Below are 25,355 nucleotides of genomic sequence, written 5' to 3'. Positions count from 1 at the left end.
TTCCGTGATGCTGAATCTGCCTATCAAAAACACAAAAGCCCTGATATGCAGGAATCGATCGAGGTTATGACAGAAATCATTGTTTGCAAATTACAGCAACATCCGCGACTGTTTGAAGAAATTACCAAACGAGGCGGTGTTGATTGGCTTAAGCGATGCCGTCACATTGTTGGAGTCAGAAATAGTCGTTGGGAAGGCTACGGATTAGAAAGCAATTTCATCCTGTGTTTGGTATTTGCCTATCAATTGTGTAGTGAATAGCGTGATTGCCGGGTCGCTCCCGGTCTAAATTATGTCTAAGCCTAACTCTGAAATAAAGTTTGCGATTGTCAAGGCGAGTTATTGGGTTGGCGATGCCACTGAATATGGCAGTGTTTACTGGTTACTCGAAATGATAGGAAAATGGACTGAAGAATTTGAAGCAGCTCATTTCTTTGATACTCGATCGGCTGCTGAATTACGCTTAGCTCAAGAAAACCAGGCTTCTGAAAATCCTCATTGTTCCATTATTGAGGTTGAACTCTACCATGATTAAGTTAATGCAATGCTTCGCTCTGAGATTTTGAGTTTAATGAATTTAATGGGTAAGAATCATGACAATCACAGTCGAACAAATCAAGTCAATCATTGCGGGTGCTGAAGAAACACTGCGTCTTTTACAGAACCAGCCAGAGTACCAGGCGATCGAACAGAACGAGAATTTCGTCACACAAAACGAATTAGGTTTAGCAGATGCTATTCAGGCACTGAATGAAGTTTATCAGGCGATTCAAGAATCTGAATGCGATTTTGTTGCGCCTCCGGCTCCAGAACCATTTAAAGAGCCTCGCGATCCGTTTGATTTACTAGGATACTAATACGCGCTGTCGCCGGGTCGCTCCCGGCATTCTCATGAAACCTAAAACTGTTCAATGGAATCCCCCGACTGCTGAAGAATTGCCATGTAATTGGTCAGTTCAGGTGCTCGGACCTGATGGCGGAGCTTATAAAAGTCGCGACGGTTTGTTTGTAATAATTTCTTGTTGTATAGAAAGAGATGGTCATTGGTGGGTTCATCTTTCACTGTCTCGAAAGAAGTCGATTCCGACCTGGATAGATTTGGTCAAAGTCAAAGAGCTTTTCTTGGGTGCGGATACTGTAGCACTTCAGGTTCTGCCTCCTCGATCCGAATGGGTAAATGTTCATGAATTTTGCCTGCATCTTTATCATTGTCTTGATGAACGCCCAGTACCAGACTTTCGTAAACTAGGAACAATCTAATGACGATCGATCCAACTGATATGAGAACCTATCAGGTTCGAGAACTGCCATGTACAACTTGTCCATTTAGTGGAAAAAAACCATTAATTCTATCTCCTGACAAGTTGGCAATGTACTACGAAAACTTGATGGGAAACGGGCAACACATTTGTCATACCACGCATAACACGCAAATTTGTCGTGGGGGACGAGACATTCAACTGAAATGGCTTCATTCGATCGGAATGCTAGCTGAGCCGACTGACGAAGCTTTCAACGAAGCAGTAAACTGGGCATTAAATAATAAGGAGTCAGCAACGTCAACGACCCATCACTAAATCTTAGATTCTAGTGATGGCTTGAGAAATCAAGTCCATAGTTGACCCGTCTAAGCTTCTTGAAAGCTACGTTATCTAGGTCACAGCACCCGAGAATGCTTCAACAGTTCTCGGCTCTGCTGTCAGTCATTAAACGTCCGATTTGGGTTTAGACAGTGTGGCTGACCTCGACACCGCCTAGATAACATTGACCAGTTGAACTTTACCCTAGTAATAGGAGCTTTCAAATGCCCAATAGAAATGCAGTTTTTGTAATTGATGCCGATCGCCTGTTGCCGGGGAATGTACCGGGGTTGGACGATCGGTGAAGCAACTGTTGGCAAAATATTCTTACTAATCACGATCGCTGCAATCATGTTTCGCTTGTGGCAATCGTGGCCGCATGAGTTTGTGGTGTTAAGTGTGTGGCCTCAATGCGGGTTCTGGGTGTTTGCTGGGGGATTAGTCGGGTGCACTTCCAAGTGGGGTGTCGAGCGAGTGTTTTCCCGTTGCTGATAATTATCGTTCCGAACTATCGCTTTACATCGAATCTCTAGCTCGCAACATTTGGAATAGCCCAGTGCTGAGGGGGTTTCGTACTTGGAATAAGTTATTCCGCATTGGGGACATCAATTAGTAAACAGCGGGTAAGCGCCTAAAAGTTCTAAGTGTTGCAGGATAAGTTCGCCATTCTAGTAGCTCGCGCTCTCTTCCATAAATTATCCCTCCAGTTTTGTGTTGGGGCTTTCTTAAAAATCCGGTTAAGTGCTGCTGGTGTTGTGATCTGTTAGCACTTGTGCTATATTCTGAAGTCTTTATCCTTCTAAAATGCTTAATTGTCGTCCAAGTACCGGGTGTGACAGTAATAGCCAGCCCAACCCTTGCTGGTCATAGGATGTAGCCATGACATCCTACTGATAGGACTATGCAAGTAGCATACGCGAATCAGCTTGTAAGGTGTGTCAGACTCTGATTATGGATAGATTCTCACATTATCAGGGGGTTTTTATCGGGTCTACCTTATTAATTGGGAGACTTGCATAGCTCCTAGTTAAGTAAGTTATTCTCTCCAACAATTAACTAATCAAGATGTAATGTTTTAATCCACAAATTTAGTAATGCAAAAGTTTAATAAAGTCGTAAAAGTACAATACAATTAATAGTATAAATTTTACCGCAAGCAACAAGTGTAAAATTAACAGGTGCGGACATCGGCTACACTTGTCTACGTTCGTTGGTTGGAAGAAGTGAGGTATGTGTGCAGACTAGGTGTTTAGAGTCAAAGGTGGTATTTGCTTCGAGCGAGGAGCTAGTTCAGATTAAGGTGCTTGCCGATGTGCATCGGCAAGAGATAGGCTTTGTGAATCGGGCAGTCCTGGCAGAAGCGATCGCAAGTGGTGAAATTCTTTACCACCCCTTCGGCTTTCTCCATTTTCATCACCGTCGAGACAAGATCTCTACTCTTTACCATCTTTGCGTTTCCCCCGACCACCGCAGGCTAGGCATGGGTCGTCAGCTTATTGGTGCATGGGAAAAACACAGTAGGAAGTGCGGTATTACAAAACTGCGCCTAAAATGCCCCCTGGACATAGAAGCTAACGGGTTTTACAACAAGATGGGATTTGATCGGGTTCAAATTGAACCTGGTAAACGCCGCTCTTTGGTTGTTTGGGAAAAGATATTATGCTCTAATATTCTCCTGACAATTCCCAAGTTTGTGGCTGCCGTAAGTGCTGGCGGCCCTGAGATTGAACGCAGTCGGCAGTTGTGGAATTCTAGCGGTGATCGGCGTAATCCCTTTGAAAACGTTCTTTACTCACCGATAACGTGCCCAGCTTCTACTACAGAATACTTTCGTCAACAAAAAGATGTGGGAAACATTTCGGAAGTTTGGCTAGATTGCGGTGCATATCAGGTGCAACAGGGGAAATTTACTTACGATCGACTGCTGGAATTTTTAGATAATTTTTATCGCAATAATACTTGGGCAGATGGGTATGTATTGCCCGATATCGTACCCATCTCAACTGATTCAGATGAAATAGTGGAGTACAAAGTTCGCGAAACGCTTTACCATTGCGAAAAATTTTTCGGTAAAATGCCTGTTTATGTACAAGAACGTGCGATCGCCCCCGTACACGGACGTACTATCAACCAAATCAATCGCTGCATTGAAACCTATGCAAAAATGGGTATTACCCGTATCGGCTTTGGCTCTTGGGGAACGTCAGGACCCAACGGCAGCGTTAATATGATTTCTGAATCTAGTTTGGCATTGTTTAAGATTGTTGGCAGTATCGCCCGCGAAAAAAACATGAAAGTTCACTGCTTTGGCATTGGCGGTCCAAACAGCTTTTATCGCCTCCGCAACAACTCCCTTGTACCCCATAGCTTAGATAGCTCAACCTGGTCAAAAGCAGGAGCCTTCGGCAGCATCTTTTTTCCGGGTACTTCTCAAATTCAAATTACCGTTAGACGCGGTTTTGAAACTACTAAAACTGGTCTAGAGGAACTCAAAAAATCTACGCAACATTCATGTTTCTTTTGTCAAAGTATTGATAAATTGAGAACCAGCCGAGAATATCGGATTATGCACAATTTGACTGCTTGGTTAGATACTTTAGAACGCGCTTTATGAGCAATAAATTAACTTTACATATTCAGCAAAATACTACCCTAGAAAGAGTAGCTATAATTCTTGATTTTTTGAGAAAGAAAGAAACAAATTTTGAACAGCTTGGAGCTAGTTGTAATTTAGGGCTTTCCGTTCTCCAAAAGGTGGTATTTCCATTCTTGCGGAATCTTTCAATTATTTCAAAAAAAAATCCCCCCTCACTGACACCTCTTGGTCAAGTTGCAGCTAAAATTCAAGAGTCTAACCCCGAATTGCTAGGAGATTTTTTACATTTAGTAATTTATAATCTACACAAAGAAGAAGCTGAAAAAAGGTTTTCTTGGACTTATGCTACAGTTGTACAACAACTATGGTTGCGAAAAGAAGTTGTTTTATCACCGCCAGAAAAAAAGTCCCTAGTTGGAGAAGTAATTGAAAAGGCTGCTGTGAAGTTTGAACTACCTACCAGTGAAATAGCATTTAGTGATACGAGTGTGGCTGGTGCCCTCAATTGGCTGCGATCGTTATCACCCAGTGTTATAGAACCAGAAGGCAAATACGAACACTTCAGCCGTCGCTACTTCAGTGCCGCTCCTATTTTACTTCAGGCAGTAGATACAATCTACAAACAGCAACAACGAACCTATGGGGTCAAGATTTTCTTGCGAGAAGAAGTTCAAGAGGCTATTTGTCAAATGTTGTTGCTAGATCCGAGCGGATTAGATGGTAGCATAGATAATGCTAAATGCACCTATGATTATGATCGAGGTGGCTTCTTTGACTGTGGCTATGAAGGGGGATACGGACAATGGGTAATGCTAACTCAATCCCCTGAGTGGACTCAATTGCTTTAGCTAAGTATTAGCATTCTCCGAGACACACTTTATATTTACAATCCATGAAAAGATTATTAGAACAATTAGACTCAATCCAAGCAATTGTTGATACAGTCAATCCCTCCCAGATAGAAAATGAGCCTCAAGAAGTAGCCAGAGTTTATAATCTATATGCAAGCAGCTATAACCCAATTGAACCCGTAAAAACTCTAAAAGACCATTTGATTGAGGAAATTGGTAAGGGTAAACCTGTTACTGGCTACCTTAGTGCCGACTATGGGTATGGTAAGACAGCAACACTAATTTATTTATGGCAGCAGTGTCAGGATCATAAGATAATGGCGGTGCCACCTTTCAAGTTTAAAGAGCTGGGAGATTTGATGGTTGCCACTTATGGCTGGATAAAAACGCGCCTCAAACCAGAATTTCTTCCTCAGATTGAGGTACTGTATCGCAAATATGGCTTGAAGTCTCAGCAAAATATAGCAGCAGACATAGCGCTTAAGTACAAGTTATCTGAAGAGAAAGCTTTAAAAATTATTCAACAATTAAATACTGACACCACAAATACTGATAATGTTTTGAATTTTTGGCAGGAGACAGTTTTTCTCCTCCGACAAGCAGGTTTTGCAGGTTTAGCAATATTTGCAGATGAAAGCCAAGAATTTTTGCGAACAGAAGAAGGTGCTAGCGTTCGTATCCAGATTTTGAGCGATTTAGTTAAAGGAATGCGAGCTTTGGGTTCTACGCCTGTTGCATTAATTCTAAGTATGCCGACTACTCCGACTGAATCAGCTATTGAAGAACAAGCTGGTGATATTATTCACCGTATGAAGGAACAGAAAGTATCTCTTAGATTAGCTGGTGCGTACAGCTCTGAGTTCCCAGCAAAACTGTGGAATTATTTGTGTACTAATTTTCTGGAAGACAAGGCGCAGCAAAATAACTTGGCACATCCAGCAACAATTGAAAGTTTAGGGCAATTATGCGATCGACAAAACTTCAGCAATGGCCCTCGCACCGTCATTGAAGTATTTAAACGCATCGTCCATTTTGCCCAAAATAATCAGCATCCCTATACTCCTTTAGATTTGATTCAGGATTATCTAGAAGGACAAGTACAGTTATATGGTACGGAACAACACAAAATTAGCAATACTATCAAAACCTTGGAGCCGTTGATCTCCTTTCCAAAACACCCCAAAGGACGAGAGGTAATCAAGCTACTCGCGGGTTTCCCTTCAGGTCTTTCTGAAAATGTAGCTAAACAATTTCACCTCTTAAAGGAGTTAAAAAAACTAGCAGAAGATGACAATTTTTACGGACTGCACATTATACAGCCGACTGAGCGCACTTTTGCTTTAGTCGCCCTTCTTCAGACAAGCATTCCCACAGTTGTAGATAAAATTCTAAATCGATTTCGTCAGCAATGGTTTGGAGAGTGGAATGATACTCAAAAAGAAGAGATGGCTACAACGATTTTTAAGTCGGAAATTATTTCTTTACTCTTTCCAGTTTCTAGAACGGGTCAGAAAGCCAATTGGTCATGGCGTTATAAAGGGGAGTGGAAGCAGGATAGGTTTGGAGTTTTTAATTTATTAGATGGGGCTCCAGAAAGATATAATGCGGATTTTCCTAAGCGTTCTCTTGTTATCAGTGTCGGGAGTAAAGAATCTGGTTTAATGAGGTTTCAATCCCCAGAAGAAACTCACTTAGATTGGCGCTTTTACTTTAGCTATGAGCGAAAAGCAACCGTCGTTCCACAGGTTTTAACTGCGATCGCCGGAACTAATCAAGTAGACTTCCATCTTCAGTTAGGTCGAAGTTTTGAAGGCGAATATCCCACATCCTTCGGCTTACTCCGCAAAGTCATGCCTTCCGAACAATGTTCTGTTTGTACGCTGCTGAGTCTGTCTCATTATATTCAAGACTGGCTCTCAAAAAATCCTGAAGTCAGTAAAGCCGATCGCTCTAGATTAGAACACCATCGCCAAGAGTGTCACCAGTATGCCATGCGATTGCTGTTTCCGGCGATTTCGCCTCAAACTTGGGAAATTGGGGGCCTCCAGGGGGTAAATGGCTCAGACAGTAAACTTATCGAATCAGTGTTCTATCAAAAATGTAAAGCCTTATTTACCGATTATAAGTCTTTCTATAATAGTCTGAACCCGACGTTACGTAAATATAAGTTCCTGTTGGAAAAAATACCTTTATCTGTTCGCAAAGGTCGTCAGTTATATCAAGTTTCCAAAGAAGAATTTGAAAATTTGTTTGAAATGGGGAGTTCTAGCCTACCCAGTGTTTTAGCAGTTTTCAAACAACATGGCTTGATGAGTGGGGAGAAAATTGCCAAACGGAAGGAAGGAAATTCCCAAGTTAAATTTACAGAACATCCTTTGGAATCGTTTATTAAAGAAAAACTGCAATCACAAGGCAGAACACAGACAGTTGAGACGGCGTGGGGACACCAAGATGTTAAAGCATTAGAGTATTCAAAGTTATGGAAAGCAGTTAAACTGCTTGGCTATCTTGAAGACGAGTTCCAAGAAGCTCTTGAATGGTTGCAGCGGCGACGCTGCATAGAGTGGGCGCGTTCAACGGATGTTATCCGCGAAGCCAGTTTGGAATTAGAGCCAGAGGAGTTAAATGGTCAATTAAAAGAACTCCGCGTTCGGGTTACTTCGTTACTTGAAAGTTTTGATGAGACGATTTTACATGAAATCAATGAAAAGATAAATGAGGCGGAAAAAATTCTTGATGCTAACCATGAGTCTGAGGTAGCTCTCGACCAAGTTCATAGAAATATTCAAGCCGAACGGGAGCTTCTAGAAAATTTTTGCATTGAGAGGCGCTCAACCCTGCAAAAAGAACTGCGTGGAATTAAACTCAGGCTAGAAAAATTTACCCTAGACTTGAATGCTTCTAAAATTAGTCAAATGATTGAAAGTGATAGCGACCTAGAATCTTGTCTCAATGACTACCGGATAATTTTGGAAAGGCAAGTAAATCAGCTAGATAAAGATTGCCAAAGCCTAGCTAGTTCGCTTAAAGTAAATGAAATTGATATACTTGCATTGCATCATCAGCTAAAGCAGTGTCAGCAGTTTTTGCTAACTTACGAAACCACTAAATTAAGGCTTGAGGAGTTGGTAGATGGTTTAGAGAAGTGGCGAATTATTCTAAATCGAGCACAGATTTTACGAGAAAATTTGAATAAAGACCCAGTTCGCTTGATGCGTTATGATGATGACTTTGTTGACCGGGTTGTTAAGCATTTTAGCAACAATCAGCTTGAGAGTTTTAGACAGTACGATTTACTGCAACAACCTTTGGTTGAACTTGAAGAGGAAATTAATGGTGAACAGCGCTCGCGTCGAGAGGCTTTCGAGCAAATGCTTAGTCGTTACGAAGTCTTACTCGATCTAATTTCAATTAATGAATCTCCTTTGAAAAATAGATGCAAATTTGATGATGAAGACCGGGATGGCTCTTACCACATTATGAAAGGAGTTTTGTGGGAAAATTTGCAAAAATTCTGCGAAGGTTTGGTTTCAGAATGGGAGCAATTGGAGCGTGATTTTTCCTTTATTTCCCAAGAACGCGACCACGATATGACAGAGTTTTTGAGTCAACTCACTGATTTAAAAACACAGCTATCATTACAAAGAGAACAGTTGCCATCTGCGATCGACAACTTAACTAACCTTGAAGAACGAATAACCCAACTCAAATCTATTTTTGAAAAGGGTCAGGTTCTTCAGGATAAATTGAAAGAAATTCATTTTAAAAGAGATGAAAGCCTTCTGGAGGAAGAAAGACAGCTTTTAAATGCCATTAGCTCTGACAGCAGTGCGATCGCCATTAGCCAACTTCGTCAAAATTTGCCACATAATCAGGAGGTATGGGAACTCTTAAAGACTTTGTACAAAAAGGGACATCTAGAGATTATGCTTCGCCGCCGGGACTAATTTTTAAAGGGTGAGAGGCTCTCACTCACTTGTTGGCAGACCTGAGTCCGATCACTTGACCTGTTCTGACGGATGGTGCTTCTATCACCTTACCTGCAGCAAGATTGTCGGCAGGGGCTTACTGGTAGAGGAGCGTCTGTTCGCACAAGGTTACGTTAGCGAAGTTTAAGAAGGGGCTCTGGTTTATGGGTTCTCCTCTCAAAGCGAGAGCGTAATGCTCTAACAAATCAGTTCGGAAGCCAAATTGGGTGATAACTGTGAGAAAGTAAGTTGTTTTCACTTTTGTTTTAACCTGTCTAGTTGAGAAGACTAAAGTAAAGTATGATGGTATTGGTGATTATTGCAGAAGCAATATTCTGCTTATAGGCTTAGAACGTAGTATGTCTAAGGTAATCCCGATTTTCTACTTGCCCAAAGAGTATGAAGAAGACATGAAGCTGCTGGCAGAGGGAATTTTAGCCAATGATGGACTAACTATCAAGTCTGCTGTCTCATGGCTTCAAGGCAAACTTATTGCTCATAGTGGCCCCAAAGCAGGAAGCCCCATGTCAGCCACAACCATTAAAAACTATTTAGCTGGTTTTTACGTTCTTGACTTATTCAAGGCTAATAATAATTTTTACCGCGACTTAACTCCTGGTAGAACGGTTCCACTTTCGCTTCAATCCAAAATCGAAGTTATTCAAGCTTTGAAGTGGGTTTTAGAAGCCACGTCATTTAACGAAAAGTTAACTCAGGTTTGCTCACAGTATTCACAAATAGTTAAAACATATAGCTCGGACCGACAACTACTTAAAGATAAGTATCAACTGGGTGATAACCCGGCTCCTGCCTTGATTCGCCAACTATTAATAGAGCATTGTGGCTATAGCTTTATTGGAAATCATAAAAAAAATCCTGTTGGTTATTTAGAGCTAGTTTACAGCGAGCAAATTGAAATAAATAATTATCTACAGCTCATGAATTTTGTTATTAGTAACTATCAAGAATATGCAAAAAAAAATATGGGATTAGTTCCGGTTAGCCATGTTGTGAATCGATTAAAAGAAGTTTCGGATTACCGGGATGATGAAATTAAAAGCTTTTTAGTAAGACTTCGCATTACCAATCGAATTGAACTGAGAATGACTAAATCACAACTTGCTGAGAACCTTGGTATCGAGTTAATCGATATTCAAGGTATTAAGTATGGATTTATGAAGATACTTGACTATACTATGGTGGGTTGAATATGGCTTACACAGATATCAATGGCGGCTTACTCTCTCCTGCACAAAATCCCTATGCAGCTAAAGGATCTGCTTCATCAGTAGCAGGTTATGAGCTGTTTCATCCTATTGTAGAAAGAGGGACTGTATCTGATTTACTGAAGACAGTGAGATATAGCATCAAATATAAAACAGAACCAATCAGGTTTTTCTTTGCGGGAGATTATGGCTCTGGTAAAACAACTCGACTGAATCTTGTCAGACGAGAGGTGCTTCTTGCTGAACGCAGCCTCTGTATTCCAATCAGATTTCAAGAAGTAGCAAATCAAATTTCCATGTCTGGCGATCCAAATAAGAGCGAAATTACTAATTTTTATGGAATGGTTTTGGATAATATTCGGAGGAGCTTGATTTCTCAGGGAGCTTTAAGTAGGGAGGAATGCTTGACTTTAATCAAGCAAGCTGATAAACCTGAATTTATAGATTTAATTATGAGAATGTTTGCCGCTACTACCAAAAGTCATATTTTGCTGATTTTTGATGAAGTAGAAATTTTATTTTCAAGCCTAAAAATTAATGTCTCCCAATTGATGACTTTCCTGCACGACTTGTCTGAAAAGTGCTTTTCTACGAATCGAAGCTGGGGAATATGTGTTAGTGTGACAGGAGATTACTTGATTAACATTCAAGCAGAAGCAGCTCAATTGAAAGATGGCAGATTTGATTTTAGATTGGTTGAGCCATTAAGTGAAACAGAAATCAAGGATTATATAGAAGAAAAAAATAGTAAGATCACACTAAGATTTAAGGATAAAAGTTATCCTTTTAATCAAGATATTATTGATTTTGTATCTATTGTTTCTGGAGGAATGCCGAGAAACATAGAAGTTTTGTGTCATCTAATTTGGGCTTCTAAAGCTGATGAGAATTCTAATGGTTCAGTAGATATCAACACAGCCCGAAGACTTTTTGTTAATCAGTACCGCGCTCAAGCATTTAGCTACTTTGAATATGTTTGTAAAAATCTGGGACTTGATCGAGATGTTCAAGGATTTTTAAAAGTCCTATTCGCGGAAGGTGGATATAGGTTATCAGTTAATGAACTGATTTCAAAAAGAAATAATAGTTTCGATAATTATCTTTACAATCGCACTGATTCAGAAGCCCGCTATATTTTATACAATAAAGCAAGTTTTAAAATTAGAGAAACACCAGAATTATCTGACATAATAGAAATTTCAGGAAGAAGACCATTTTGTTTTTCTTTAACCAAGAAAACGTTTAATAATATTTATACATTTGAAAGTCAAACTCACTAATAACTTATCCCAAATATGACTCAGGAAAAAAATCAGTTAAGTAGTTTCTCGAATTCAGATGACGAAGATGATTTGAGAAAGTATTTAGAATCACTACAAGAAAATTGGTATGATTTAACTGCGCTTTATCGCACACCAATTTCTTCTATTCTTCCTCAAGAAAGAGAAGTAGATGAAAGAGAAATCTATGATATTCATCACATAGATGCCATCGCTGAGCGACTGAGACAAGCACCTGGAACTATATCTACTAATACACTCAGGGAATGGCTAAATCAATTTGACACTTCTCTTGAAAAAAATATAGCCTATTTGCTTCTGAGAGAGATTCAGTTTTTTTCAGAAGGCACTATTAAAACAGACGTTAAAAACTTACGAGACCAACTTCTGAATTTTCTGCTCGATCAAGAACATTTAATTGAAGCATTTCATTCTCTCGAAAACCCACCAACGAAGAGTGAAATAAAATTTAAAAGGTGGCTGCGTAATAAAGTTATCCGGTATGCTTGGCTTCCTCAACCTAAAAAAAAGGGTGTTGAAAGCCAGCATACACTTTGGGGCTATTACGAAAATCATGCTCTCACTGGTTCTGAGACTGGTTGCCCTCCTGCCAGTAAACCTAGACTACTAAAAGACTATTTTGAAAACCCTGGGTACAATGATCCTGAAGTCGATGTAGATCCAGAAAATACTGTTTTTGTTTTTATGGATTACATAAATGGAACTGGTAAACAGTTATCCGGCTGTGTCTCCCTAATCAACGATTTATTGGATCAGTTCCCAAAATGGAAAAAATCATTTTTTATTATCATGTATATTGCTCAATCAAAAACCTTTAAAAAAGAAATAATACAGTTTTCTACCGACAACTGGCAAACAATTTATGCTGAACAAATGCTTTACTATAAGGATTTAAAAATTTTGGCTGCTCTATCTAATTATAAGATATCAGAAACAGAATATGAAGAATTTGTTAATAAATATTGTCGGCGAGCTGGAAGCACATCATTGGGGTATCTTGACTCTGCCTCTCTAACTTGTCATCACCGTAATTGCCCTAACAATACCTTGACATTTTTTTGGAAATCTTCTCGTGACTGGACAGCAATTTTTGACCACAGCCAGACTCCAAACGCAACACCCTATGGAAAACGCTAAATTCCATCGTGATTCGTTTGAAAATATCTGCTCGCACATCACGCACAATCTCCCGGTCGCCGGAGAACCATAAACGGGTTGACAGCCTCCACCTGATAACCAGGATACTGCGATCGCGCGCTCGCCACCGCTGCAATCCACTCTGGATGGTCATCATTCCATAAAGGATGTCGAATCATTTTGATTGTCCGCCGTCGAGCATTCTGGTGCACGTAGCCAGTGAGAGTCTCAAACTGCACTGGTGCACCATAACCCAAGCGTTGAAGTGCGGCTGGAATTGGAACTTGCACTAAGTTAAGCCAAGGATTCTGGAAATTGCCCCAAGAAGAGTTGAGATCCATCGCCGACGCAGGATTAGACACCAATCGTGCCATATCTAAAGCCAGTCGCCAATCCAATAACCCGTGATAAGCCAGATTTTGATAGTCCCGCAAACACAAATTGCAGGAAGTATCACAATCACTTCCGTGCTCGTGAGGATTCGTCCATTTCCAGGCAATGCTGTTTGAAATTGTTGGATCTGCCCGATCCATCAGTCGTTGAAACTCATTCGGTTGGGCGAGAAATTGGCAATATCCAGCTCCATTTTCCAATTGATCGCAAAGAAAAGCTTGACCTATAATCGCTCCATTCTGCTCTAATGAACGAAAACCCGCCTGCAACTCCAGTGCATCCACATCGAGAAGAGAAGCAGCCGCTACCCGCAGCCAAAACGCGAAAGAATACCAAGCAGCACGACCTTCAACTGTAGTTGGATTGGCAAATATGCCATTAGGCCATTCCTGAATATTTACTAATAGGATATCTGTTTTACGTCGAGATAGTAGAGCTACCCGATAAACCGCTCCAGATGTACTAACCGAACTGTTTTGCTTAGATACAGCATAAGCTCCTGATTTATGTCGATTATCAATCCTAACTCTTTCGTAGAAGTCAAACCCTCCAGTGCCACCATTATCATTAACCGAAATGATATTGTCATTGAATGCAGATACAGAAGCATTAAGGACAGATGCAGGCGTGCCATTATTTGCAGGCGTGCCATCATTCGGAGGGATACTCAAAGAAGGTCGTGTCGATCGCGGTTGCCACTCAAATTGCCCATCAAAGTCCTCTGGTTGCAAGTCTGTAAAAAATGCCTTGGGTTCCCTGGCATCAATGTAACGCATCGCATCATTTACACCACAAACTGGACATTGAGTTGTTGGCGATCGCTGACCGCCAGGGAGTGGTTCATTTAAGGTTATGTACGGGTAGATTACCGCTTGACAGTTACTACAAAGTCCGAGAGATTCGTTGCCCTGAGTGAGTGCTGGGACTAAGCCTGGTGCGGTCGCAATTGTGTTCCCTTGAGGATACAATTCAACCACACCACAAGCAGTGTGAACCGCCTTATCTTTGACAGTCTCAGATCCTGGTGCAAATTGGCTGATAGCCACATCAAGGTTGCGATCGACTATTCCCGTCTCTGGTGGCCATTGAGCGCCCGGTGAAGGCCAGCGCGTGTAAAGCAAACGCACCCGCGTTGGAAAACCAAACATCGGTAATAACCCCGCATTTGCCAAACGTTCGCTCAGCGCATTCTGAGTGTATGTAGGGTCATTTACAACATTTTGAATGGCATTTATCAGGTTTTGGCGGAGATAATTCAACATTTGAGAATTACTAGCATTCGATAATGTTGTTTGCACCCGCAAAATATCCAAAACTGACAAAATCTTCGGTTCATTGGCTGGATTGTTTAACCAATTGGCGATCGCTACTTCATAATTAGCCCAATTAGCAACATCACCAAACTCACCGTGTACGTTGTCAGTCCCACCTAAAGACGCAGTGATTCCTGTGTCTGTGAAAGCTTGCCTTAACACTTCTTTGATGAGGACGCGCTGGAAAATTTCTTGACTCTTCATCTCAACGTAGGGCGGTGGCGGCGGATCGCCTGTGATGCTTTCAGGACGCTGGAAGTAAAAGTCATCGTGACTTCGGCCTCGACAGAAGGTAACAGCTAATGAAACTCCCGCAGAACGTCTGCCAGCACGACCAACTCGTTGCTGATAATTAAATCGGCGGGGCGGCATATTTGCCATCATTACTGCTAGCAATGCACCAATATCTACCCCCGCTTCCATTGTCGTTGTGACGCTCAATAAGTCGATACCCTGAACCCGCAGAATTTCTTGATTGATAGGGATGTCTTGAAATAACTCCTGGCGCCTAGTTCGCTCTTTTTTGTCAGTTTGACCCGTTAATTCCTCTGCATTCATGCGGAACGGCTGACCTGATTGCTCTGAAAGATAGGTATAGTAATCAAAGTCGCTTGTTGTCTGTCCTGGTGTCAGATGAATTGTGGAAGTATTCGGATTGTCAAAACGGCGATCGCTGTTACATTCGGGGCAAACTCCTGCAGCAGGTTGAATAAAGAAAGCATTGCATTGCGGACAACGGAATCCCGGACGCGAACCATCAGAATTTGCCGGGGGTGGTAAAACGAGATAGAGGCGATCGGGATCGAGTATAAATCGTTGACTTTGAGATTGATTTGAAGGTTGGATTGGAATGACTTGTTGTAACTGATGCTGCACGTCGCTTAGTTCAAGGCCCGTTCTACTAATGTACCGTTGAGCAAACTTAGGCAAATCAGAATTATTGTCGAGACGGACATGGGGAAAATAGCGATGTAATTTCCGAATTCCTAATTGTCGAATCACTGCTTCAGTTGCTTCAATCAACGGAGTTCGGTTTCCTTGATATTGATAGCTAACCCAACCCTGTGCCAGTCCTTCAATAGTCCGAGCAATGTGGGGGAAAAGAGCATACATCAACTCTTCAGTTAAGAGAGCTTCCAACAGGTCAGCATGAGCTCTCTGTTCCTGGGTGCCGGGAATAACTCGTGCGATTGGATTAGCATTCCAGTTGTAGCAATCAAACCAAGGAAACCTTTCTACTCCCCTTCCCTGTCCGACTGTATAGGTCATAGTCCGAAAGCTGGGTCTGCCCGGACAAATGCCATAATTGAGAAGGCCATCTCGAATCTTATCCCGCAAATTCAGAAGAGGAATTCCCCCTGGGTAGCGCTCTAGTAATCCTAGCCATTCGTCACGAGCCTGCTGATTACTTGAGGGCAAATCATCAATCCAGTCTCTTGCTTCATTTACCAAAGCCTGATTAGTATTGCGAAATCGGTTGCGCCGAACCATATCATCAGGCTGCGGATTCGCAACAACAGCAGTGTAAAGATCTGGGTTCAATGCCTGCAACCTAGTAAGTGCTGTCTGGTTATTTGCAGAAGTAATGCGGAGGAAGCCTACAAAGTCATTCCAATAATCTTGAAAAGACTGAATCAGCAACATCCGCGCCATGTCGCGATAATGATCGCGCTCCATCCCTGCAGCTAGCTTGGCGGCATCTTGACGGCTGTCGGAAAATATGACCAGCTTGCGAGACGATCGACTGGTGGGGCTTATTGGTGCTGGCATTTCTCTCAGAAGTCCACTGGCAAGCACTTGGCAAGCTTTCTGAAATCCGGTGCGGTGGAAACGCAGGGGAGTAGGAAATTTGTCTCGTCTTCCGTAGTCAGCATCACAGCGAGGACATTTACTTGGCAATGCTCGTTCTTCTGGATGATTGCCTGTCACTTGATAGAGCCACCCTGGTATTTCTTCATCTACTTGTGGTTGAGTGCTATTCTGCGTAAGTGCGCCTGTAGTCCGATTTAACTTGGCACGAACCCATCGGCGTTTTATTTTATCAAGCGTCCATTCTGGGTCTTGTGGCTGCGTATCCCAAACAGGTGTCTCTCCAGGCAAAGGCCAAAAAACTCTATAATTTCCGTAGCGTTGATTGAGAGTAATACGGTCAGGGATTCCCTCTAAATCGGGTTGATCGGGTGTAAGAATTTCTACATTTGTGTTTCCTATTCGTTGAGTAGTTTTGTTGTAGCCTCCAAGAAAAACCTCTCCACACACTTCACAAATAATTAAGTCCAAAACACGAGAACCACAGGAGCAGCTAAGGCGATGAGTGGCATGAATTGCACCAACAGTCGGAGGATTCGGAGTGTTCTGCCTTATATTTCGATCGACTGGTGAATGGGTACAGTTAGGATTACAGCAAGCCCATAAGTTTTGCAGGTTGCGGAAGAATAGATGACCGCGTACAGGTTGAGGCGATCGCCCCGTACTCACTCGTTGAGACATTCCCAGTCCTAGAAGTAGCCCCCGCATCGCATCAGATACCAACCCATTACTCGCAGCACCAGAGAAAATTTGACGGTCTAAATCTGTTGGATCATTTAAGTGTTCTGCATCTATAACTTTCGTAGCCCTCACTGTAGGGTTAGGATTACTTGGATTAAGCAGACGATCGACTTCGCGACAAGCATCTCTCAGTACATCTGCTGCGCCTAAAGTAGCCAGTGCTTCTCCAAGATGTTGTTCCGCACTTAGTCCAGATCCTGCCGGTTGTCCAAGCTGCATAGCCAAATTAGACATAGCATTCCGCACTTGATTAGATGCTGAATTTGGCGGTTGCATTTCCTGCAATGGGTCAGCTTGTACTGACTGAGCAAACTGGGCAAAAGCATTTTGATAGGCCGAAAGATTGAATCTTGCCCCTGGTGTTGGTGGGGTTTGTTGTCCTGTGATGAAGTCAAAATTATCGCGGCCAAAAAACTCACGCAAAAAGTCTCTGCCCTGTTGATTTGGCTCAAGGCTAGCTGTAGTCGTCAAAATCCGTAGTTGTGGCGAGTCTGGTGTCAATCCCAAACGCGAATACAACAATCGCAGAATATAAGCAACCTCTGTCCCCGGCGTACCGCGATAAGCATGAAGTTCATCAATAATTAGGAAAAATTGGTTGTCGGGATTGTCAGCAAGCCAGTCACAAGTAGCATCAAAAATATTGTTCTCAATACTCCGCATCATCATAATGTTGAGCATCGAGTAATTAGTAATTAGAATATCCGGCGGACTATCTTGCATATCCCACCGAGACCACATTTCACCGCCATCAAGTAGCGGTTTGTAGTAAGGCAAATCGGGCATATCCTGAAGCCAAGACGGATTGTTTTGGATATCCGTATCTCTCTGTCGGCGCTGCTGTTCTAGTTCCCTTAATTCATTTTTCAGTCGTCTGATACTATCGTCTTTCTGTATGCCTGAAACTGGTGTTTGTCCGGTGTAGCGTCCAAAGGTAATTCTATTTCCCCCTCTGTTTTGATTTAACCACTGGTGTACTGATGGCGCTTCTAGCGCTTTTCTCAGCCGTCGCAACTGGTCTTCAACTAGCGCGTTAAGAGGATAGAGAATCAAGGCACGGAGGGCTTTTGGTCGGGGTGTATGCGCCCATTGAGAGATACGGTCGCCATTAGAATTTACATTGTTATCCCACCAACGATGATTTGATGGCGGTTGGCGATTAGCCCCCCAAGTTTGGGATTCCCTTGCTAACTGTGCCAAAAGCGGTAAGAGGAAACATTCGGTTTTACCGGAACCCGTACCAGTAGTCACGACTAAATCTCGCTGGTTAACCAACACTTCCCGCAGGCTTTCCCATTGGTGTTGGTAAAGCTGGACTCCCGGATCGAAAATCATTTGCCCAAGTTGTGCCAAATTGTGGTATTCGGAGGGCAGTTGATTGGCTGCGGCTGACAAATTCATCCCCGATGATGGATAAATCGGGACAGGCTCAACTAAGGGAGGCTGACTCAAGATACCTGGTTGCTGGAGGAGGCGATCGCGTTCATCAGCCAAAGCGCGGTAACGCAGGGGAAAGGCACTTTTGATATATAGCTGATAAATGCGATCAAGTCTTTGATATGCGCCAACTAAGTCATGCACTGGCAGGTACCTCTTCGCACTTTACATTAAGTTTATCAGTTAGCAGAGAAATTACTTCCATCGGCACGTTCTCGTAGAGCAACCAGGATTTTTGATAAGTTGGGAGTTGTCCAGATGCTAGCACTAGCGCACGTTCGTAAATTTCAGGCCAACGCTGGGAGACAGGTATTGCTAAACGCCAGCTAGCGCGATCGTAACGTGCAATACATTCAAAGCCACTGTGCTGCAACGCTAAAAATCGTAGACCATACCAGTCGCCCTGTCGCCAACTAGCGCTTTCTTGGTCATAAAATAGTGTATAGCCTGGACGATCGCTCTCCTCTATCCTCCACATCTGGTACATACCTGTTTGATTGGGAGAGATACAGCTAACAAAATCATTACCATCAAAGCGCTTCCACTCGTATATACTCGGCACAATTCCCTGCAAGCTTCTGAGATTCTGCTTCCAAATGTCAAGATTTGGTATAATTTCAGCAAGTCGGCTCGATACTTCCCCAGCGTAAAAGATAGAAAACTGGCTTGTAATTATATTAAAGTCACTCAAATTTAGACGAATGCAAGGCGGTGCGTCTCTTCTTGATTGGTGACTGGAAATTATATCTGTATGTTTTTCCAACTCCTTCAGCAACTTGATGCTGCGTTGACCGCAAAGAAGAAATTCTGAAGAGTGTGATTTAATCTTAACGAGGGCTGTAGGAGCCATAGACCATCGTGTACCGTCTGAAGAACACTCAATATGCCCAAGCAACCTAAGCCTCCGTAAAATGCGTTTTGGTTCCTCAAGTCTCAGAGCATCGCAGGCTTTTTTGAAGGATTCCCACGTTCCGCTACCAAGGGTAGATAGCCAGTAGAGAAGGTGTTCGTAACGCTGGGAAAGTGTCTCAATATCTGGTGACGATTGATTGATAGGCGATGACGCGCTCCCCTCAAATGGGTTATCATAGGTAACTTTCTCTACAGGCTGATAAGGAATGGGGTTCGTGTAATCGTAAACTTCATGGGCTGCCCCAACCATAGATTTTATTTGTTCATAGGTGAAGCTCTTATTGCCGGGAACTGCCGAAGTTTTAAAACAGGGAAATTTGAGCAAATTAGAGTTTACAATTTCTAGAGGTATGTCTCCTAGGGTACTACTTTCAATTGCCAGAAAAAAATAAAAGCTTTTTCTAGAAGTGGCTCCTTTTTCCAGTCGCAGAAGTGGCACATATTGACTGATATTTTGGTGTTGTATGTGTTTGGAAACTTCCTGGATAAGTTGTTTTGGGTTCCCTTTGTATGAAAATCCTCTGTACCAACGTTGAATTTTGGTCATTTTACTTCGGAATTTATTTAACTTTATTGAGCCAATGACTGAAGGACGCTGCCACAAATATTATGACTTGAACCGATCGGCATCACTTCGCAACTTGATGGTTCTTCTATTGACAGGCTACTCCAATCAACAATTCTGACAAAGCGCTCGCTAGATTCACCTCCACAAGTAGCTTTTATGAGATAGTCACCTACACTAGGAAAGTTAACTACAATGGGAATATTTGTACTTTGCTGTAACTTTTCCCAAATTTGGGAATCATCCGATAATCGAGTTACTTGTAACTCAACTGTGGGATGGAAACCAAAGATAGTTACTTGAGGGCTATGTCCCTCTAGCCATGCACCCAATTGGGGTACGCGCAAACCACCTGAAAAGCTGATAGATAAACGGACACTGGGTTGCAAAGCATCTTTAAGTTCTTGACTTTTGATAAAGACTGCATCCCAAGCTTGGGAAACAACCATGCACGTGTGAATTTCAAACCAGGTTGAATTTTTAAATACTGGTTGTGCTCCACCCTGCCATTTCAATAACTGCTCATCTTGCAACCGTTGGATATCTGAGAGTAGTTCTTTTTTGTAGAGTAGGATAAATGGCGTACCGAGGGATGGCGTCCCCCAAGAAGCATAGGCTCCTGAATCTGGGTTATCGGGATCGGGAATTAATATCCAAAAGTTACGCTCGGGCAAAATTAGGGAATCCAGGTCTGTAGAACAACTAATTTGGTATCTTGCACCGCGATCCAATTCATTCATATTTATTGGATCTTTTAGAGGGAAATACCATCCAGCGCGTTCGTCCCGAAGCTGGTGAACGTTATCTCTGTACTGAACTTGTACCGATTCTACTGGTCGCCCTTTTAGCTGTTTCGGGTAGAGATAGTAATCAATCTGGCCCAAGAATGGATCTTCAGTGCGATATAAACCTGCAAAAAGGTAGCGGCTCCAGGTGCGTACTCCTTGTTTTAGTGTTACTGGTTTCCCCTCATTTTGCCATTGTTCGTAAACTTCGTGAATTGCTTCGGCAACGGCTTCATACCGCTGCCTGTTGTCCGTCAGTAACTCTTTTAAGTGTTGGCAAAGCCTCGGTGTCTCGCGGCGGACATGAGTAAATAAAGTTTGGGCATCCCATTGGGCTGTCCATTGCTTTTCGTTAAATATATCTAGAAGTCGGTTTTTATCAGCGTGGCGTAGAAGAGATTGCGAAATTGGATAATTTATATAGGTAGTTGGACCACCGCGACCCCGAACTGCTGAAGGTAAAAATCCCTGTTGCCTTAGCCAAAGATTCCATTCTTTCCATAGCGGTTCTTCAGCAGCGGAACCAGATTCCATGCCCGGTGGACGACGAGCGTCGGACAGACCTAAAATTTTCTGCAATCGCCGGAAGTAGTTTAGTTCTGATATTTTTTCTTCCTCAGCCATCTGATAGGCGGCTAGGACTGTGGCACTGAGAAAGGCAATACTTTTGGGTAAACCGTCAGAATCACACCCTCGCAAGTTGCTCAAATTAACTTGTTGATCAATGATGACTTTTTTCCTTACGGCAATCAAAAAGTCATCGCGACCGTTGTTGACGCCCGTATCCTTTCCAAATTCTAGACCAATACGCTCGAGTACATCGTCGTCAACGCTTACGTAAAGTTTAGTACCGCGCGGTACGCCACTGGTAAAGTAAGACACTAATGCTTGGTTCCATTCTCTGTAGCTTGCCATTGCTGTTTTCGCTTCTTTGGCTTACCATCTGAGCCGTTTGTTTAAATTATCCCAGGTTTGTGTGACTATTGGTAGTTAATGAGATTTAGCCTGGCGTTGCTGAATACAGGTATAAATTCAAGATTTCGGAATGGGTATAAGCTAAGTAGGGTGAGTTTTGTAACTTCAAGCGAAAAGTTGATTCCTACCGTGAATCAGCAACGTCTCCAGCCTGTCTTTGTGCCACTCAAATGTGTCCTTTTAATCGATTCTTGTAGCTGATGCGGGAAATTTTTCCGTAATTATAACTAGATCTGATATCAGTAGCTGCCGATCGCATTCAACTCAACATCACTCAGCACCTTGGGTTTCATCTCATACAAATCTTGCAGCACAGCCTTGACGTTTGGAAATTGAAAATACTCTGTCAGTTTCCCAATGCGATGATTAAAAGCTTTGTACCGGTGTTTGAAGTACAGCTCCACATTCCCCCGGTGTTCCCACAATCCCAGCAAATTGACAACCACATCCGAGTAATGCGCTCTGACATCCCGCTGCACTTCCACGATGCGTTCCTCGATCGATCGAGTTGTCACCCCAATTTTATAGAAGATGTTGCCGTTCGCTTTGACTTCCAGAAAATAGAGCGCGTTCACCAAAATCCGACGAAGCTGTGCTCGATAAATCAGCAAATCAGCCCTCCGTTCATCCAAACAAGATAACCCCGCAGCTTCAGCAATCTCTACAGAACCTTCCAATGAAGCCAGTTCCGACAGCAGCAGCGGTTCTTGGACTTTGTTGAACAACACCGGGGGAAGCGCGCCGACGGGGATTTTACCCAAGTCGGTAAAGTGATAAGTGCGATCGCCCGACGACTCCACCAATCCTTTGAGTTCCCACCGAAAGTTTACCAAGTCTTTGGGAATCGATCGCTTTTGGGCCCCGTACTCTTTCCACAGCACCTTCAATTGCTCCAATTCCTCACCTTTAAGTCGCACGTTGAAGTTGTCGTAGAGCGGCAGTGCGGGAAAAGCTTTGGTTTTAATCCGCTGCGAGACTGGTTTGCAAGTTTCCTCGGTGTGCGCGAAGTGGTGCTCTTTCACCGAGCCCTTTTTCGCTGTCAATCCGCCACCGCAGTAGAGGCAAGTTAGCTGAGTTTTTCCGCGCACAGCTTCATCAATGCCCGTCAGTTCGCCACTGGGAGCAACACCAAATTTAAGCCACATAGTCAAAAGTTCTCCTAAAAGCAGGTTTTCGTAGATGCACCTGCTCCACACGATCGAGAATTGTAACAAATCCAGGGGTGAGGGCTTCTGCCTTGGGAAAGAAAGCGATCGGCACTCGATGCTCTTGATGCGTGACTTTAACCTTGCATCCCAAATCTAAAATCTAAAATCTAAAATCTAAAATTGCGATCGTCACCAATCAGGAATTTCTTCAGGCCAAGAGTCTGCTTCGGGTTGTGACAGTTGTGACAGTTGCTCTCTTGGTAACGGCACAGCGGGCAATTCATGCTCTACACCGGGATGTGTCTTTTCCGGTGTAGGAAAGCATGGAAAGAAAGGCGATCACTCCTTTGACTTGATCCGGCTTCACCTCTAAGTAGTGCTGCAATTGTTCGAGGTTGTTGTGACCGCTGATTTCTTGAATAATCCGCAGCGGAATTCCGGCATTGCTCATTTGGGTGAGAGCCGTTCTCCTAAAACTGTGGGTGGATGCTCCCTCGATGCCGGTTTGCTCGAACGCTTCTCTCAAAATCTGATCCGCTGAGTTGGTGTGCAGATGCTTCCAATGGTGGGAAGAATGCCGGCCGGGGAATAAATAAGTCTGACCCGCGTTGGGTTTCCAAGATGTCAAAAGCGATCGCAAATCTTCAATGACTGGAATCGTCCTGGTTTGGAGTTTTCCTTTGGTGTTGGCTTTGCGTTCGTTAATTGTAGAACGGACGGTGCCAGAGTTCGTGTAGATATCCTTGACCATGACAGAACAAGCTTCGCCAATCCGACAGGCGGTGTAGAGACAAACTCCAAACAAGGTGCGATCGCGAGCGGTGTGCAAACCTTCGTTGAACAAAAGCTCGATTTCCTGTTGCGTGAGTATCTTGGCTTGGCCGTGCCGTTCTATCTTCATGCTTGGTAAACTCGACCCGATACCAGAAAGTTTGCCGCAAATACTCCATTGCTGCATCGGTCGAAGGATTTCTTAACGTGGTAGTTCAGCTCACTTCGGGCGGGCGTAGAATATACAGACAGCTATCACGGCAGCCCTAGATGCAACAGACGGGGATGTACTGAAAGTTCAGAAACTCAGCAGGCACAGAAAGCTTGACACTCTCATGATTTATGACGACAACCGGGGGCGCGACCAGCAAGACATTACCCAGTTACTAGATGGGATGTTTTGAGCAAAAAAAATCCCCAACTTTCGGTTAGTTGAGGATTCTGGTTCCTGTGATTTGTCTTCAAGTGCGATCGCACTTGCCGACAGCCAACAGAATACTGACCGCTCTTTTTTGTCAAACAATTCCAGGTTTAAGATTCAAATTTTAGATTTTGCTAGTGCAGATTACCGTGCAAACCGCACAAAAACGGGAATCAACGGGAATCAAAATGCGTTAAGTAGTTTTTTTGCCTGTAGTTTAATCCCTGATAAGGTTGTAGGGTGATGTGACACCTAGCAACTCGCCTAAAGCCCTATCAGGGACTGAACTACAGGCTTACCGGAGAAGGTTGATTTTTTAGTCTATAATAGAAGTGTAGCAAAATTGTTACAATGAAAGATTCAATATCGCCAGAGGAGCTGCGTCATGATTGATTGCCTCAATGTGGCTCGCTACTTTATTAAAAGAGCTTACCAAGATGGCTTAGAACCTGAAATGACTAACATGAAAGTGCAAAAACTCCTATATTACGCGCAGAGCTTGCATTTAGCCTTGTTTGATGAACCGCTGTTTGAGAATGAAATTCAGGCATGGCGGTATGGACCGGTATGCCCTCCTGCTTACAGGTTTTACAGCGAGTTTGAAGCCAAACAATTACCTATCCCCGGAGAAGATGTTTTGTCACAGGTTCCAGATGAGACAAAGTATCTTTTAGAAAAAGTTTGGGACTCCTTTAGTGGCTACCATGCTTACCTATTGAGTGATATGACTCATGTTGAGTTTCCTTGGAGGAAAGCTCGCAAAGGATTGCCGCCAGAGGAAAGTTCTACAGAGCCGATTCAGCAGGAAGACATGAAAGCACTAGGATATCAAAAGTTGGATTGGATAGAGCGCCAGAATCCACTTTATGAACCTCTGATGCGTGCATTGTTGGAGGATGCCTTTAATTTAGAACCGTCAGAATGTATCAAAAAAGGAGAAGTGCGTGACTGGATCGACTCCCTTCTCGATTGAAAAGTATCCAAAATTTCAGAGGTCTCTTAAGGAATGTGCAAAAAAGTATGGCAAAGATGAGTTTCGGGATTGGATAGCAAAAATTATAGGTGATTTAACTGAAAATCCGTATCCTAACAATTCTCGACAAGAATCTTTGCCTAAAAAAGCTCGATTACCGGAAGGCTGTACATTTCACAAGCTGGCAGTTTCTTTTGCAAAGGGAGCTTCAGGACAAATTAGATTGATGTATGTGGTTAATCCAGTTAGTTGCAAAATTTTATTATTTTGGATTTATAGCCACGAAGACATTGAAAAGCGCCCTCGTGATAAAGATATTACATCCGCCCTCAAAGAGCTTTTATACCTCACAACGGAAGAATCTTAAACCTAGCCCCACAGTTAGGACATTCTGACAGCAAGCGTAACTGATGCCGTAGCTTGCGGGGCGGAACGCCATCGCACCCCTGCATC

General features: G+C 42.9%; 18 protein-coding genes. 13 read left to right on the top strand and 5 right to left on the bottom strand.

Annotation, left to right across the window (positions count from 1 at the left end; genetic code table 11):
- The 11 genes from QUB30_RS30055 to QUB30_RS30005 all read left to right on the top strand — a co-directional run.
- A partial coding sequence (locus tag QUB30_RS30055) for a hypothetical protein (protein ID WP_333341477.1) occupies window positions 1-261 on the top strand: 261 nt, incomplete at its 5' end.
- 31 nt (window positions 262-292) lie between these two features.
- Window positions 293-535, top strand: a complete 243-nt coding sequence (locus QUB30_RS30050; RefSeq protein WP_333341475.1) for a hypothetical protein — start codon at window positions 293-295, stop codon at window positions 533-535.
- Between the two features lie 58 nt (window positions 536-593).
- A complete protein-coding gene (locus QUB30_RS30045) occupies window positions 594-857 on the top strand; it encodes a hypothetical protein (protein WP_333341473.1) in 264 nt (87 codons plus the stop codon).
- 34 nt (window positions 858-891) lie between these two features.
- Complete coding sequence (locus QUB30_RS30040) at window positions 892-1,260, top strand: DUF7694 domain-containing protein (RefSeq protein WP_333341471.1); 369 nt, start codon at window positions 892-894, stop codon at window positions 1,258-1,260.
- A complete protein-coding gene (locus QUB30_RS30035) occupies window positions 1,260-1,577 on the top strand; it encodes a hypothetical protein (RefSeq protein WP_333341469.1) in 318 nt (105 codons plus the stop codon). Before QUB30_RS30040 ends, QUB30_RS30035 begins: the two co-directional genes overlap by 1 nt.
- A 1,264-nt stretch (window positions 1,578-2,841) precedes the next feature.
- On the top strand, window positions 2,842-4,194 hold the full coding sequence (locus tag QUB30_RS30030; protein ID WP_333341467.1) for a GNAT family N-acetyltransferase: 1,353 nt from the start codon (window positions 2,842-2,844) through the stop codon (window positions 4,192-4,194).
- On the top strand, window positions 4,191-5,024 hold the full coding sequence (locus tag QUB30_RS30025; RefSeq protein WP_333341465.1) for a hypothetical protein: 834 nt from the start codon (window positions 4,191-4,193) through the stop codon (window positions 5,022-5,024). The genes QUB30_RS30030 and QUB30_RS30025 overlap by 4 nt, the downstream gene beginning before the upstream one ends.
- Before the next feature lie 44 nt (window positions 5,025-5,068).
- On the top strand, window positions 5,069-8,974 hold the full coding sequence (locus tag QUB30_RS30020; RefSeq protein WP_333341462.1) for a hypothetical protein: 3,906 nt from the start codon (window positions 5,069-5,071) through the stop codon (window positions 8,972-8,974).
- Window positions 8,975-9,354: 380 nt separating this feature from the next.
- A complete protein-coding gene (locus tag QUB30_RS30015) occupies window positions 9,355-10,203 on the top strand; it encodes a hypothetical protein (protein ID WP_333236995.1) in 849 nt (282 codons plus the stop codon).
- A gap of 2 nt (window positions 10,204-10,205) precedes the next feature.
- Window positions 10,206-11,501, top strand: coding sequence for a hypothetical protein (locus tag QUB30_RS30010; RefSeq protein WP_333341460.1), 1,296 nt, complete (start codon window positions 10,206-10,208; stop codon window positions 11,499-11,501).
- Between the two features lie 15 nt (window positions 11,502-11,516).
- Complete coding sequence (locus tag QUB30_RS30005) at window positions 11,517-12,659, top strand: phosphoribosyltransferase-like protein (RefSeq protein WP_333341458.1); 1,143 nt, start codon at window positions 11,517-11,519, stop codon at window positions 12,657-12,659.
- Window positions 12,660-12,697: 38 nt separating this feature from the next.
- On the opposite strand, the gene QUB30_RS30000 is transcribed toward QUB30_RS30005, so the two are convergent.
- From QUB30_RS30000 to QUB30_RS29980, 5 genes are all read right to left on the bottom strand, one after another.
- Entirely contained in the window at window positions 12,698-18,496 is a 5,799-nt protein-coding gene (locus QUB30_RS30000; RefSeq protein ID WP_333341456.1) for a DEAD/DEAH box helicase, read from the bottom strand.
- Window positions 18,489-19,811, bottom strand: a complete 1,323-nt coding sequence (locus QUB30_RS29995) for a hypothetical protein (protein WP_333341455.1) — start codon at window positions 19,809-19,811, stop codon at window positions 18,489-18,491. The genes QUB30_RS30000 and QUB30_RS29995 overlap by 8 nt, the downstream gene beginning before the upstream one ends.
- A 23-nt stretch (window positions 19,812-19,834) precedes the next feature.
- Entirely contained in the window at window positions 19,835-21,529 is a 1,695-nt protein-coding gene (locus tag QUB30_RS29990; RefSeq protein ID WP_333341453.1) for a hypothetical protein, read from the bottom strand.
- A gap of 299 nt (window positions 21,530-21,828) precedes the next feature.
- Window positions 21,829-22,734, bottom strand: coding sequence for a GIY-YIG nuclease family protein (locus QUB30_RS29985; RefSeq protein ID WP_333341450.1), 906 nt, complete (start codon window positions 22,732-22,734; stop codon window positions 21,829-21,831).
- A gap of 283 nt (window positions 22,735-23,017) precedes the next feature.
- Window positions 23,018-23,695, bottom strand: coding sequence for a tyrosine-type recombinase/integrase (locus QUB30_RS29980; protein ID WP_333341447.1), 678 nt, complete (start codon window positions 23,693-23,695; stop codon window positions 23,018-23,020).
- Window positions 23,696-24,314: 619 nt separating this feature from the next.
- On the opposite strand from QUB30_RS29980, the gene QUB30_RS29975 reads away from it, so the two are divergent.
- Window positions 24,315-24,902, top strand: coding sequence for a type II toxin-antitoxin system antitoxin SocA domain-containing protein (locus QUB30_RS29975; protein ID WP_333341445.1), 588 nt, complete (start codon window positions 24,315-24,317; stop codon window positions 24,900-24,902).
- Entirely contained in the window at window positions 24,874-25,269 is a 396-nt protein-coding gene (locus tag QUB30_RS29970) for a hypothetical protein (RefSeq protein WP_333341443.1), read from the top strand. The genes QUB30_RS29975 and QUB30_RS29970 overlap by 29 nt, the downstream gene beginning before the upstream one ends.
- The last annotated feature ends 86 nt before the right edge of the window (window positions 25,270-25,355 follow it).

The organism is Microcoleus sp. BROC3, from assembly GCF_036702515.1.
GTDB lineage: Bacteria > Cyanobacteriota > Cyanobacteriia > Cyanobacteriales > Microcoleaceae > Microcoleus.
This window is presented reverse-complemented; position numbering and strand designations above follow the sequence as displayed.